Origin of the sequence: Lederbergia panacisoli (assembly GCF_024626525.1) — a bacterium.
In the GTDB taxonomy this organism is placed as follows: Bacteria; Bacillota; Bacilli; order Bacillales; family Bacillaceae_C; genus Lederbergia; species Lederbergia panacisoli.
The window spans coordinates 37,173-52,248 of the sequence record NZ_JANJGU010000012.1; the positions used below are offsets into that span (position 1 = coordinate 37,173).

Annotated in this window: 10 protein-coding genes; 4 read left to right on the forward strand and 6 right to left on the reverse strand. The window is 39.2% G+C overall.

Annotation, left to right across the window (positions count from 1 at the left end; translation table 11 throughout):
* Positions 1 to 69: 69 nt before the first annotated feature.
* Together NQ185_RS14995 and NQ185_RS15000 are read right to left on the reverse strand one after the other, a co-directional pair.
* Positions 70 to 3,102: an ATP-binding protein gene (locus NQ185_RS14995; RefSeq protein ID WP_257582772.1), complete on the reverse strand. Its 3,033-nt coding sequence runs from the start codon at positions 3,100 to 3,102 to the stop codon at positions 70 to 72.
* A gap of 10 nt (positions 3,103 to 3,112) precedes the next feature.
* Positions 3,113 to 4,198 (reverse strand): response regulator, encoded by a 1,086-nt coding sequence (locus NQ185_RS15000; protein ID WP_257582773.1) that lies wholly within the window; start codon positions 4,196 to 4,198, stop codon positions 3,113 to 3,115.
* A gap of 463 nt (positions 4,199 to 4,661) precedes the next feature.
* Here NQ185_RS15000 and NQ185_RS15005 point away from each other — a divergent pair, with 463 nt between their 5' ends.
* The gene (locus NQ185_RS15005) at positions 4,662 to 5,033 is read left to right on the forward strand and encodes a PilZ domain-containing protein (protein WP_257582774.1); all 372 of its coding nucleotides are present in this window, start codon (positions 4,662 to 4,664) and stop codon (positions 5,031 to 5,033) included.
* A 107-nt stretch (positions 5,034 to 5,140) separates the two neighbouring features.
* Here NQ185_RS15005 and NQ185_RS15010 read toward each other — a convergent pair whose 3' ends face one another.
* Entirely contained in the window at positions 5,141 to 8,152 is a 3,012-nt protein-coding gene (locus NQ185_RS15010) for an endo-beta-N-acetylglucosaminidase (protein WP_257582775.1), read from the reverse strand.
* Positions 8,153 to 8,712: 560 nt separating this feature from the next.
* On the opposite strand from NQ185_RS15010, the gene NQ185_RS20380 reads away from it, so the two are divergent.
* Entirely contained in the window at positions 8,713 to 9,282 is a 570-nt protein-coding gene (locus tag NQ185_RS20380; RefSeq protein ID WP_373370817.1) for a transposase, read from the forward strand.
* Between the two features lie 41 nt (positions 9,283 to 9,323).
* Here NQ185_RS20380 and NQ185_RS15015 read toward each other — a convergent pair whose 3' ends face one another.
* The gene (locus NQ185_RS15015) at positions 9,324 to 10,784 is read right to left on the reverse strand and encodes a sulfatase family protein (protein ID WP_257582776.1); all 1,461 of its coding nucleotides are present in this window, start codon (positions 10,782 to 10,784) and stop codon (positions 9,324 to 9,326) included.
* 142 nt (positions 10,785 to 10,926) lie between these two features.
* Between NQ185_RS15015 and NQ185_RS15020 the strand changes: the two genes are divergently transcribed.
* A complete protein-coding gene (locus NQ185_RS15020) occupies positions 10,927 to 11,112 on the forward strand; it encodes an H-type small acid-soluble spore protein (RefSeq protein ID WP_257582777.1) in 186 nt (61 codons plus the stop codon).
* Positions 11,113 to 11,335: 223 nt separating this feature from the next.
* Positions 11,336 to 12,100 (forward strand): uracil-DNA glycosylase family protein, encoded by a 765-nt coding sequence (locus NQ185_RS15025; protein ID WP_257582778.1) that lies wholly within the window; start codon positions 11,336 to 11,338, stop codon positions 12,098 to 12,100.
* Positions 12,101 to 12,298: 198 nt separating this feature from the next.
* On the opposite strand, the gene NQ185_RS15030 is transcribed toward NQ185_RS15025, so the two are convergent.
* On the reverse strand, positions 12,299 to 13,369 hold the full coding sequence (locus NQ185_RS15030; protein WP_257582779.1) for an ABC transporter permease: 1,071 nt from the start codon (positions 13,367 to 13,369) through the stop codon (positions 12,299 to 12,301).
* Positions 13,362 to 14,855, reverse strand: a complete 1,494-nt coding sequence (locus NQ185_RS15035) for a sugar ABC transporter ATP-binding protein (protein WP_257582780.1) — start codon at positions 14,853 to 14,855, stop codon at positions 13,362 to 13,364. The genes NQ185_RS15030 and NQ185_RS15035 overlap by 8 nt, the downstream gene beginning before the upstream one ends.
* Between the last annotated feature and the right edge of the window lie 221 nt (positions 14,856 to 15,076).

Consider the following 15,076-nt stretch of genomic DNA (forward strand, 5'->3'; position numbering starts at 1 on the left):
CAATCATCTTTAACCACAAAAAAACCAGATTTCTCATCGTAAAAACGATAAAAAATCCGGTTCATCCTTTTATGCCAGCTCAAATGGAATTCGTACAGATATTTTTGTACCTACCCCTTGTTCGCTCCAAATATCCAATCCCGAGCTATACTCATATTTCATTCTTCTACTTATATTTTTAAGCCCAACTCCTCCAACCTCTTCTTTCGTATCGCCGTCAAAGTTCTCGGTCTCTTCCAGCGACATGCCTACTCCATTATCTTCTACCTCTATACAATAATAACGATCAGCGATGTATGCAGTTATTTTTACCGTTCCTCCCTCGATTTGCTTTCCGATGCCGTGCCTGATGGCATTTTCCACGAGGGGCTGGATTAAGAGTGGAGGAATTTCCACACCATACATGGCCTCATCAATTTCGTATTCTACTTGAATTCTATCTCTAAATCGCGCCTTTTCAATCTCCACATAAGAACGTATTAATTGTAATTCCTGCTTAAAGAATACTCGTTTCTCCACGTTGCTAAACTGAAAACTTCCCCTTAAATAATCAGCTAAATTAAGAGTCAGCTTTCGCGAGCGATCAGCATCAGTATAACTAGTAGCGATGATGCCATTTAATGCATTATATAAAAAATGAGGTTTAATTTGCGATTGTAAAAATGCCAATTCAAGATTAAGCGCCTTGTTAAAAGATTCTTTCATCGCAAGCAAACTTCCAATCCTTGCTTTTAGCTCATCCAAATCAAAAGGCTTTGGTAAAAAGTCATTAGCTCCTGCTTCAAATGCGGCCACCTTATCCTTAGGTTGAATAGCTGCAGTTACCATTAAAACCGGAAATTCCGTTAATGAATATTTTTTGCGTATTTGCTGGCAAACCTCATAACCCGACATCCCCGGCATCATTAAATCTAAAATAACGAGATCGATCGAATTCGGTTTGTTAATCTGCTCCATTACCTCGTATCCATTTTGGACGGCAATGACATTACAATGAATCGTTTGCAGTGTATCCATTAATATTTTTAAATTTGAAAAATTATCATCGGCTACTAAAACAGTATATTTCCCTTGTTGGTCAAAGTAATAGGGTGTCGGAAACATGTATTCCGGCTGCTTGATCCCCTTTTCATATTGGGGATTTCTTATGCTTTGAATGTCAACTGCCTTTGAAATCGGAAGGCTAAACGTAAAAGTCGTTCCCTCCCCTTTTCTCGATGATACAGTAATATTCCCATCTTGCAGCTCAATTAACTGCTTGACTATAGAGAGCCCCAATCCCATCCCCCTCTGTTCTTCTGTAGGTGATTCAAGAGATCGGAATGGCTCGAAAATATAGGGAATTTCCTCCTCCGAAATCCCCGCCCCCGTATCGCGAACCGATATAAATATCCTACCATCCCGTGCTTCCGCCAGTACCTCCACCACGCCTTTTTCAGTATGCTTGATTGCATTATCCAATAAATTGCTAATAATTTGTCCTAAACGACTTTTATCAGCAAGTGCATATGGGAATTTTTCAGGGATTTTATTATCCAAGCGAATGTTTTTTCCCATCGCAAGGAAAGAATAAATCCGCAAATTAACGTCAACAGTAGAGCGGACATCAACAGGCTCCAAATAAATCGTTAACTCCCCTTCTTTAAGCTTGGAAAAATCTAAAATATCGTACACTAACTGAGAAAGCCGTTCTGTAATATTCGTGATTAACTGCAACTGCTCACGATGTTCCTCAATGACAGGATTAACCGTATCTCCTAACACCGATCTTGAAATATTCATAATACCATGCAATGGAGACTTAAATTCATGGGATGTTCTTGCTAAAAATTCGTCTTTTAACTTATCCGCCTTTATCAATTGAACAGAGAGTTCTTGAATTTTTTTATAAGCGTTTGAAAATCTTAAAGACATTAATAAAGCAAGCATAATTAAGAATAAAAAAGGTTCAAAAGGAATTACTTTATAAACGGAAACTGCAAAATATGAATAAGCAGTTTGAATGAGAGCATATGCACTCAAAGAAACGGCGGCAACTGCGAGATACACACTTCCTGCTATTTTATGAAGAGCAGTAAGGACAAACACATATGTTACGTATAATAAGGAAAGCGTGATATAAATGGAGGTGATTGGTAAAAGTATTTCTGTATTTAAATGGGTTATGAATCCAAACGTCATAATTGCCATAATGGCTCCTGCACTGATCCCGATAAAGACAATTCCTTTAGAAGTATATGGCCGAAACGCTGTATAAACGAATAAAAGCAATCCCATCCCAGTGAAATAAGAAGAAAGGATCTGTATACGATAATGCAGCCAAAACGGAACATGGGGAAAAATATTAAATAACACTCTTTCACCACTAGCTGTTGTATATAATCCGGTAAAAATACATACGAGACCAAAAATAATTAAGGATGAATCTTCCTTGCGTTGAGTAAATAAGCCAATAAAATATAATCCCATAATCAAGAAGCATGAAACAATAATCCAATCATGGGCGAGCGCCTTATCATTCAAGGCAGTAATTTGCTCTGCATACCCCAAATAGATCGAACCAATAATTCCTCCGCCACCGATCAAGTCATAATTTGCAACTTGGACAATGATTTCATTCCAACCTGGTTGTAAATTAAAATAGCTTGTATATGGCTTATTTTTCGCTATGTAATCTGCCTTTTCTGCTGGATTTCCACTTTCCCCGATGGTTTTACCATTAATCATAATCCGATTTGCTAACTGGATAGATGAAATTTTCAAGCCATATACATGCTCTGTGTCGCTCACCTTAATATGTAAACGATATGTCGCTACACCCAAATTTGGCATGATATCGTGAAAATTTCCAGGCACATGAATATATTGGGAGCTGGAGTCTTTAATATTTTCTTGAGACACTAATTGATTCGGGTAGAATTCCCACTCCCCATTCAAAGGAATTTCATGATCCGCATAAAAATTCCAACTAGTCAGATCCATATTTCCATTTATGGCTTTAGGAGGCTGTTTCGCTTGGTGGGTAAACACCGCATATAAAATTACACAAATGGCAGCAAAAATAGTAAGCGTTATTATAATGGACTCAACATTTTTTTTCATATGTGGTGCCTCATAGATTCATTTTTTCATATAGATGCATCGTTTCTCTCTCTAGTTCAACGCCCAAATCATGAACAGCTTCCTCTAACAATCTATAAATAGCCATCGCTTCATTTCGTTTCCCAGAATCGATATATACCTTTATAAGCTCTCGACCATCTTTTTCAGAATCAGGAATGATGGTCAGCACACGCTGCAAACACTCCTCGGCGATTGAGATATTGCTTTCCTTGAAAAATTCATACAATCTGCGCAACGCCTGAATATACATATTTCTTAGTTCCGTCTGCGTAGAGTGTGCCCACTGAAATCCACACCCTTCCATATACTCCCCTTTAAACAAAGCAACCACTTTATGATATATCTCGACTCGTAATTCTTCTTTTGAATTAATCTCGAGTAAAAGCTTTCTCAACTTTTCTTCATCCGTTTCGAAACCTTCCAACGAAAAGACAAACCCTTTGCCAAATTTGGTTATTTTTGCTGGATGCCCATATTCTGTCAGTGCTTTTCGTAAGTAGGATAGACAAGTATATAAATAACTTCTCGCCTTTTTCACATCATAATTCGGCCAAATCGCCTCAATCATAACATCACTATCAACCGGCTTATCATGGTGGTGAACTAGAAACGCGCAAACCTCCTTTTCCTTTAGCGTTTTCCAAGGCAATGTACGCTTCAGGTCATCAAAAAGGAAAAAGCCCCCCATACACTGAATGTAATTCATAGAAGGAATGTCACGCTCTTTAAAACGAGAAATACATAATTGCAATCTCTCCAACGTAATTGGCTTTAGCAAATAATCACTTGTATGAATTTCAAACGCCTCAACAGCATAATCCGAATAAGCCGTCGTAAAAACAACCTTCAAATGTGGATTCTGTTCTTTCAGCTTTCTCGCAACTTGTGTCCCTTTCATCCCTGGCATTTCTATATCAAGAAAAACAAGATTTACTTCCGTCTTCTCGATCGATTGTAGAGCCTGAAAAGGGTCCGTAAATCGTCCAACAATTTGAACATTCCCAATCTGAGATAATAGTATTTCTAAAAGATCTAGAGCATCCTCTTCATCATCTAGAAGCAAAACACGCAACATAACGAATCTCCCTCAAAACATGAATATTAATAAACGACTTATATAATAGTAAAAAAGTCCCGGTTCAATCGTATAAAAAATAGAAGTTTCAAAAACTTCCACTAGTTCATTTATATTGAATCATAAAATTGACGAAAAAGGTAGAACAAACTTTAAGATTCACAGCATCATAATCTTGAGGGAAAGTTTCACCAGTTAACATTAAATTCTCATCAATCTTGACTTGAATTTAAACAATTCACTTTAATTCTCTCGTGAAATTGCAACTCTGAGATTCTCATCAATAAATCCGGAATACTCACCAATTCCCAAGGCATTTCCAACAATTAATCTTAAATTCTCATCAATCTCAATGCTAGTTTCTCCAATTAATCTTAAATTCTCATCAATCCAAGTAATATTGGACGAGGCTATCTTTTCGGATATAATAGTGGAAAATAGTTAGCGACGGAGGTCAACATTTATGCTGAGCAACCGCCACGAAGCGTTCCGATACATTTTTTCACCACCGCTTCAATGCCAATTTAATATCGCGATTGAAAATGAGCCTGACAAAGTTAGCCACTTTGGTCATGCGGAGATTCATAACATCAGCCCTCATGGCATCATGTTTTCAAGCAAATTTAATATCCCCCAGAACCGTGATCTAGTAAGAGTAAGCATTAAATTCACATTGGAAGAAATGGACTTTTTCGTATCAGGTCACTTTCGTTGGAAAAAAACACACGCAGAAGAATTTATGTACGGAATCCTATTAGACAACGACAAAGAAGTAGAAAAGAAAATCATCAACCAATTAAAAATAATATCCAAGAAAAAACATAACCTTCAATAGGAATTGTTTGAGTGCCAGGCACTCAAACAATTCCAGTTCAATTCGCACTATTTTGAATTATACTTAAGTTGTGTCGGTGCCTGGCACTCGCACAACTTTCGCACAATTTACTTTTTCCCGGTCCCGTTGTTAAAGTTCTTTTTTAATTCTTGTATACGATCGATTGCTTGGGTAAGTTTTTGATAGTTGATGATTTGTTGTCTTGATGTTGGGTGTAGTTTGTTATAGGCGATTTTAATATCATTGACAGTGTGTTTATCGCCCAATGTTAATTCGTTCACGTCTGGTAGATTATTAATTTGTTGAATGACCATTGTGACCTCTTCACTTAAGTAAGCAGTACTATATTTGAGACTTTCTCCAGTATCGGGATTTTGAACGGTATAGTAGAGTCTTCCCGCTTCGGGACCGAGGTCCAAATCCTCAAATATAACGGTACCATCTTTTTCTGCCAGCTTTTCCGCCAGCACTTCTTTTGTATCTAGCGATTTATACAATCTAACCATTTGGCCTTGCTTAACTTTTTCCAGAATAAATTTGTCATAGGCACCTGAATTATTCTCCGCAGTCGCAAAATGCATCATGATATTTTCTGTTCTTGGTAAAATATCACTTTCAAACATTTGCCACTCGTAAATTCGAATTGCTACCCATGGGGATGAACCGCTATTATGCACTTGAAGTTTAAATTCACTGGCTGTTATAGGCTCGTCCAATATGATATCAGTAACTGCTTTATCATTATCTCTTATCCGTTTTGCGCTAACCCATTCACCTGATTGATCCTTGTAGAGCAATTCAAAATCAATGGTGTTCATGTCCTTTGCTTCTCCACCGTATTCGGCATGCTCAACCCGCCAGCGTTTTATCGTTTTAGGCTCGCCAATATCAATGGTCATATAACCATTTCTTCTATTTGTTGCGGCCCATTTACTATTTCCTGTTGCAGTACCATCCAATACTCTTGAAGCAGGCTCAGCGTCATTTTCAAAAGAAACATCGGTTACAGTTGCATTAAGTGCTACATTTGAAGATGGCAGATTTTCATCTATTTCCGTTGCATCTGTACCCATGCCCCATTCAAAGCCCACCTCAGCCATTTCTCCGCGCATAAAGTTTTCATTAATTGGTACAATTTGCAGGTTTGTCATATTAGTAGATGATGCATTTTCAATCGTTCTACTAATATTTGGAGTATAGAAATGATTATTAGGTGTAACGCCTAATAATGTGACTACCCCATCAGCATTTTTTTGGTATATCTCATAATAAAGTGCATTTTTATCAGCAGACCAATTCATACGTGCTTCAGCTTCAAATGCCGTTTTTAACATTTTTTCCGCAATTTTTATATTCTTTGGTTTTGGTAAAACGGATTCCGCTGATTCGTAAGCTGAAATCTGTCCTAAATTAAAATCATAGTCATCTATTTTTTCTGTGTTAGTGACTTTTAGACTTAAAGCATAAGCTGTTTTTCCATCGTCGTCTCCTAAATCAATCACTGTTGACTGCCAGCCATCCTCCGTCTTCGGAAGGGGATAATATTTCATTTGATCCGTAGCGTAATCCTCACTATAAGCAACACCAAGTGAAACATCAGCATCAGCATGATTCTGATAGACTAAACGCAGCTTCGTCGTTTCTGATACAGGAATTTTAGTGCTATAAAGCATTACGTCATTAATAGAATTTGCTTCGAGATCACCACTAAATTTGAGTGAATTCCCACCGTTAAACGCCTTTTCAAAATCATATGAAACATTCATTCTACTTCCTTCCGTGCGTATCCACCATCGCCAAGTTGGCATAATATCCTGTATAGAACGGTTATTCCACTCTTGGTTGCTCACTATTTTTCCATCTGCAAAATACTTTTTCCCATGTCCACTGTTAAAATTACTAGTAAATGGCAGCTTTTGAATGACGGAGGAATCCGTGACAAACCGTGCCATTCCCTTCCAGTTTGCAGAGTCGTCTGCCATTGTCGGATCTCCCTGCGGCCCCGTCCAGAAATACTTTTCTTTTTCATGAAAATCAGCCGGATCATCCGCTAATCCCATAGTAGAGTTCGGAGTATAAAGTGCTATTGATACTTTTGGCTGCATCTGTTCATTTAAAAGTGCACTCGTATTAATTCTAGTATTATAGGAATTTTGTTGAACCTCAAAACCAGCGTAGGCATCGTACGGATCACGGTTATGGGTTTTCATCGTCGCAACAGTCGTATTAATTTGATTGACTCCCCAATTATAGTTCAAAAAGAACTCGTCAACTGCATATTCTCCATCGTCTGCTGCTTTAACGTACATATCGTTGTTGCTATTGACAGCATTTTGATGAGAAACTGCACCGTTATTCGCCTGGGCATCATACCAACCGAAGCGGAGATTTGAGTTCAGCTTTACATAACGCATCATTTCATTCATTCGTTCAGCAGTCGCCCGGCTAACGCCATATGTTTCTTGATTCATAAAATAACCGTCGAACCCGAAGTATTCAGCAATCTCAATCATTTTATCAGCTACAGGAAAAGATCCGTCCTCTGCCTGCTGAGTGAATGCTTCAATTTCTGCAAGCGCAGCGGCAGACCCCGGCCCCCATGGAAAACCGACAGTCGCGTATACTGGAACCCCATTTCGATGGGCAGCATCGACAATATCAGGAGTAGGAATGGCAAAAATTCCTTCATCCGTTCCCGCCCAATAAATATAAGAATCTAGCAACTGCCAATTATCAAAAGCATACACATTAAATTCATTGCTTCCGACAGAACTGGCCTCATCATGATTCCATGTCGTAATCGCAGCTGAAGTAATCCCGGCTTCCGGGTGAGCAAGCGGATTAATTGGATGACCTTTAAAACGATTTGTGTTTAACGAGACGCTAGCACGATTAAGTTCAGCATCCGGATCAAGTTGAGGAGACCACTTAAGGAGAGTTTCAACCCTAAAAGCAGGAGCTAGCGGCTGCAGACTTAGCATATTAGCATAATTCTCATTCACTGCATCGGTTCCATCTCCTTCTACAGCAGCATAGGCATCTGGAGTAATCATAGTAGTTAGGAGAAGTAGAAACATAACAAAATACAAAACGCGTTTATTTCTTTTACTAACTTTCACAAAAATCCCCCTTTGTTCACTTAATAAAAAAATAGAAGCTGCACCTTACCCTACTTATTACTAACCGATATTTCTGCACCTTGCCAAAATTCACATTCAAATCCAGCCAGACGCAGGTGAAAGCGCTACACTAAACAAACCATAAATCTACAAAATTATCCACAGCAAATCCCCAAACCCACATAAATTGAGCCGAACTAACTACCACCCCCAGTGCACCCATGGGCACTTATTCCTGAATTGTGTCGGTGCCTGGCACTCACACATTGTGTCGGTGCCTGGCACTCACACAACTTCGAAACTAATCACACTATTTTGAATTGTACGGAAGTTGCGCGAGTGCCTGGCACTGTTGCATATATCGGAAACTATGATTATGATAGGAGGTGAAGGAAGATTCAGAATATAATACTAGGAGGGATTTATCATTCAAAATTTATTAATGGACGGAGAACTCAATAGAATGAGTTTGATGGTTTTTAAGAAAGCCGCTATTAGGAGAGTAAGAATTGATATTTTTAGCGTATGGATGAGAGGTGGAGAGAGAAATGGCTAGACCAATGCGAACTTGGCATCCTAGCAATTACTATCATATCTCGATCCGTGGAAATAATCGTCAAAGCATTTTTCAAGGGGATCCGGACGTGTCAGAATATTTTCGTATCCTAAGGTATGTCTATGAAAAGTATCGTTTTGAAATATATGCTTACTGTATAATGAATAACCACACCCACCTCTTGCTTCAATCCCACGAAGTCCCTTTAGGAAAACTTATGGCCATTCTCAACAAAAGATACAGCGATTATTTCCGAAAAAAATACGAGTACACTGGGCAAATCTACGAAAACAGATACTATTCAAATGAAATCATCGGCTTTATGAGTTTACTAAACGCCAGCGCCTATATTCACCGCAACCCCCTTGAAACTAAAATACCTATTGTACAAACAATGGAACAATACCATTTTAGCTCATACCAATACTACTTCCACAATCGGCAATCACCCTACCCTTTCCTTAACCTCACACTGCTCCCAAACCTAATTCCCGGCCAACCACCCGACAAATTAACAGCATATACACAATATTGCATACAATACAAAAGTGCCAAGCACCCGAACAACTATTGAACAATTCTGAATTGTACCAGAGTTGTGTGGGTGCCTGGCACTCATACAAATTCCCGGGGATGGCGCCTCATAAGTTCAGGCACGGCATCTGCTCTACCTGTTTCTTCTAATCGTTTCACATAGTCTTTTAGATGGCCTTTTGCATGGTATGGGCCGCCTTCTTTTATTACAGTCCAGAGTGGGTCGACGTCGAATGGCATGGTGCTCATCATTTCGTCGTGCCATTCATTTAATTGATAGACGGCTTCCTTGCATAGATCAGGTCTCTCTGACGCCAAATCATTCATTTCGAAAGGGTCCTCTTTTATGTTGAAAAGCATTTCCTTATTGAATAAGTGGTAGCCATCGTGGTATGTCCGAATATATAACCAGTCGCCGAATCTCACACTTCTCTGGCAAACGTGTGCACATTGCGAAATAACAAGAAAATCCCGTCCCGTATCTTTGCCATCCGTTAAGCTACTTGCAAAACTTCTTCCATCCCAACTCTCAGCAGGTTCCTTACCAACCAGCTCGGCAATAGTCGGAAGGATATCTAGATGATAATGAAGCCCTTTATCAACATGCCCCTTTTGACATCCCGGCCAACGAATGATCATCGGAATTCGGCATGTACCTTGGTCTGCCGTACCGTGCTCACCGTATATCCCCAATTCTCCCATATTTTCACCATGATCCGCCGTAATAATGATGATGACTTCATCCATGATCCCTTGCTTTTCAAGCTCAGCAAAAATCTTGCCAACATGATCATCCATATGCTTTATTCCACAATCGTACCCATCGATCATTTTTCGCAAATCATTTCGATCCTTTATTTCGCCCGGATAACGTGGATACTCTGGATTCGTATTGCTATCGTACATATTTATTTCATGTACACTATGCGGACCAACTTTTTCCTTATGCTTTTCAAAAACTTCATCTGTAATCCATTCAGGGAGAGGCTCATCTGCAAATGGATTCCCAAAAGATTCCGGAGCGCGATACGGAGTATGCGGATCCCAATAATTCACATATAAAAACCAATCATCCCTACTCGCGTTATTTTCTAGCCAATTCATGACGGTAGGAGTAACTTCTTCGGCTGATTCCATTCCGCCTTTTCCCGTATTATGAATTTCATTGAATCCGGCATAAAATGTATAAGCAGAATGCCTTTCACCAAAAGGACTAATCAATGTTGTTTTCATCCCTAATGAACGAAAGAGAGCCGGAAAACTTTCGGAAGCCAGCTTATCCCGAAATTCTCTCGCTTGTCCCTCATGTCTAACGTCAGCCGCGGTTCCGCCATGTCCCACAACTCCATTATGTATTCCAAACTTTCCCGTCATTAACGCAGTCCGCGAAGGAAAACATGGTGCATCAGACGTATAATAATTTGTGAACTTTACACCTTCTGCTGCAATTTGATCAATATTAGGCGAAGTATTGCGATGGTAGCCATAGCACCCTAAATGCTTCGGACTAGTGGAATCTAAATCGAGAAAAAGAACTTTCATACATTTACCTCTCCTTTAAAATAGTAAAATCCGACTTTATATAGTTTTCGACAAAAACATCTAGATCCCTTGAAAAGATTTTAATGCATAAAAAAGAAATGTTAACAAAAGATAAATGGAAAATCAAAAGGGAGTGAATATCGTGGACGCAAACAGAGTAAAACAAATTTTATCATCATCTGCCGAAATTACCGTTAACTATCACGATGTTCCAATATGGATCAATAGCCTAAACGAGGACGAGCAAACAGCAATTGTTCAAACAATTGACAATCGGAAACTGGGAGAAGAAACCACAGTGAAGATTGACGAATTAAAGGAAGTCTAAATTGTACGAGTGCCTGGCACTCGTACAATTCTAATTATTCACAATTGCACCTGAATTGTTTGAGTGCCTGGCACCCAAACAATTCCAAATCTTCCCTCTAGCAACATGCTTTCAAAGTTAAGTATGCTAAATTATAATGGTAAAAAATAAAAGAAGTAGCAACCCATCTGCCACAGAAGGGTTGTTACGTCATTTTATTAGTGTCTAGTGGGAGGTAAAGGTTATGGCAATAGCAGGTTACTCAAGGTTTCACGATTTTAAGAATTTGATTCAATCGATCCCAGCCTCACATTTAGAGGAAGAAATGCTAGATGAACAGTTTCTATTAGAAAAAAATGAAAAGAAAAAGCTTGAAATATATTACGCCCCATTTGAATATGTAAATCCAATAGCTAGAATATTGATTGTCGGGATTACTCCCGGTCTTCATCAAATGAAAAAGTCTTATACTACTGTAATAAACGCTAGAAATCAGATTGAGAATGATGAGGAAATTTTAAGGCAAGTAAAAAATAATTCTAGCTTTGAAGGGCCGATGAGGAAAAACTTAGTTCAAATGTTAGATGAACTAGGTTTGCACGAATATTTAGGATTAACTTCAACTATGAGTTTTTTCAACGAGTCTAGTAATATAGTACAGACAACATCAATTATTCCTTACCCAGTATTTTACAATGGAAAGAATTTCAATGGCTCAACACCAAACATATTAAAGAACGAAATCTTGAAAAAATATGTTACAGAGTTTTTTGCTTCAGAAATGAGAAAACTTAACAATCCACTCATTATCCCTTTAGGTGTGAACGTATCAAATGCATTAAACTACTTATCTAATAACGATCTCCTAGATGTAAAGAACTTTCTTTCAGGGTTTCCACATCCCTCAGGTGGAAATGGTCATCGACACAAACAATTTGCCGAAAACAAAAACCATATGCAAGAAATATTAAAAACTCATTTTCAAAACGAAACAATCGCTACACTTTAATATAGACCCTTCAATTTTGAATATTCACAATTGTTCCTGATTTGTTTGAGTGCCTGGCACTCATTCAATTTTAAATACTCACAATTGTCACGGAATTGTTCGAGTGCCTGGCACCCGTTCAATTTTAAATACTCACAATTGTTCCGGAATTGTTCGGGTGCCTGGCACCAAAACAGCGCCTAAACAGCACCCAAACAATTAAGAAGTTTTCTCCTTCCTCTGTAACAGCACCGCCCCAATGACAATCAGCCCTTTGAAGGCCTCGCGCAAAAACGGTGGCACACCAAATAGATTCAGCAAATTGTTCATTACTGCGATGATCAGCATCCCGTATACGGTTCCGAGGATAAAGCCTCTTCCGCCCATCATGCTCGTACCGCCAACGACCGCTGCGGCGATGGCGTCCATTTCCATTCCCCTTCCGGCGTTGGAAAAGTCCATGGAGCCGATACGGGAAACTTGGATGATGGCGGCGATCGAAACGAGGACGCCCATCAGCGCGTACACTCGCAGCTTCACCTTATTCACGTTCACACCGGAAAGTTTAGCGGCTCGCTCGTTCGATCCAACCGCAATAATGTGCCGTCCGAAGGTTGTCCGCTTTGATACATAGTACAGAATATACGCAATGATTGCCCAATAAATAATCGGCATAATCATATAATTTCCTAATTTAAAACTAGCAATCTGTAAAAATTCCACTGGCACCTTCGGATTATACCCTTGCATGAAATGCTGCGTCACACTTCTGAAAATCATCATTGCTCCCAATGTGGCAATGAATGGAGGCACATTCCCTTTCGTAATCGTGACGCCAACCAATGAACCTAGTAAATAGCCAAAAAACACGACCAACAAAATCGTCACAACAAATGCAGGAAATCCTGTCATCCCTATCATGCCCAAAATCCCTTTTGTGCCCGTATCAAGAAGGATCATCGTCAAAGCACCTGTCGCAACCAATGTGGAACCGACAGCTAAATCGATGCCTCCCGTCATAATGACCAAAGTCATACCTAGAGCAATGATTCCGACTCCTGCATTATTTCTTAAAATATTGATCCAGTTATTGATCCAGGACTGGAACCACTCGCCAAACGAATGATAATCGAACCCCAAAACCAACGTCTGTAAAATAATCATGATAATAAGAGCGATCGCTGTACTAAAAATAGGGTCATTTACCCATTTATGTTTAAACCACACGAAAAAATATCTACTATTTTTCACACTGGCATTTTCCATCATTGGCGTTCCTCTCTTATTCATGAGTCAACCGCCCACCAGTAGCAAGACTCATAATATTTTGCTCAGTCATATCCTTTCCGGTCACTTCGCCTTGAATAACCCCATGATACATAACGAGAGCGCGATCACATACACGAATAATTTCAGACGCTTCACTAGAAAGGACGAAAATCGCGATATTGCGATTGGCAAGCTGCAAAATAATATCATATATATCCTCTTTTGCGCCTACATCTACGCCTTGGGTAGGGTTGTCTAAAATAAGCAGTTTCGGATCTGACGCTAGCCATTTAGCGAGCACCACTTTTTGTTGATTTCCTCCGGACAAACTCGTAATACTATCCGTCAGCTTGCCCATTTTTAACTGCAATGCTTTTCGTTGCTCTTCGAACGTCAACTGATGTTTCTTCACATCGATAATACCTAGCTTAGAAAACTTAGACCATGTGACGATTGACGCGTTCTCAAATATATTCAAATCTTTGATAATCGCATTTTCTTTTCGGTTGCGCGGTAAATACGCAATTCCTTCTTTTATCGCCTGTGTGGTACTTTTAATCGCAATTTCTTTTTCATATAAAAATATTTTCCCCTTCGAAACTTTATCAGCTCCGAAAATCGCTTGAAACAGTTCACTGCGCCCATCACCGAGAAGACCAGTAACACCTACTATTTCGCCAGTTTTAATAGAAAAATTAATATCCCTAAAACTATGATCCGACGTTAGCCCCTCTATCCGTAAAATCTCCGCCCCTAATGTTTTCTCCCTAGTTAACGGCTCCGTGCGCACATCAAATCCAACCATAAAACGTGCCAAATCATTCATTGTGACAATACCGACATCGCCTTCTGCCACTCGATGTCCATCCCGAAGCACGACATATCGATCACAAATCTCCATCACTTCATTTAATTTATGAGATATAAAAATAATTCCGACATTGTGGTCCTTCAACGTTCTCATCATTGTAAAAACACGCTTAATTTCTTGATCCGTAAGTGAAGTCGTAGGCTCATCCATAATAATAATCGACGCATTCGTCATCATCGCCCGGCATATTTCAACGATTTGCTTATAAGAAGCATCCAAATCGCCAACCATCGTATTCGGATCGAGATTTACGTTCATTTGCCGAAACATTTTTTCCGTTTCCGCAAACATTCTTTCTAAGTCAAGACTCCCCATCTTCGTTTTAAGCTCCCGACCTAGAAACATATTTTCAAAGATTGGCAAATCGTTGATCAAATTCAGTTCCTGATGGATGAAGGCAATTCCCGCTCTCTGTGATTCCGCCGGCGTGTTGAATACCACCTGCTCCCCGTCGACCGTAATCTGTCCAGAATCAGCAGGTAAAACTCCACCCAATATATTCATGAGTGTTGATTTTCCGGCTCCATTTTCCCCGAGCAAAGCGCAAATTTCACCGCCACTAAGTGTAAAAGATACATCTTTAAGCACATGATTACTTCCAAAGGACTTGCGGATGTTTTTCATCTCAATGATCATACCATCACTTCCAACTACTTTTTAAAAAGGCTATTTTGTTTTTTTGTAAAAGCCCAAGAGCCGACCTAATAAGGAAGTTTAGCTCTTCTTATTAAGCTAGTAGCTATTTTCCCAGTTTTAATATCAGTCTCCAAAGGTGAAATATTTCTCGTTATTTGGATTTACATCTAAAAGCAACAATGATTTTGAAAAGTGACTTATAAAAAGGAGACCATAGCTAA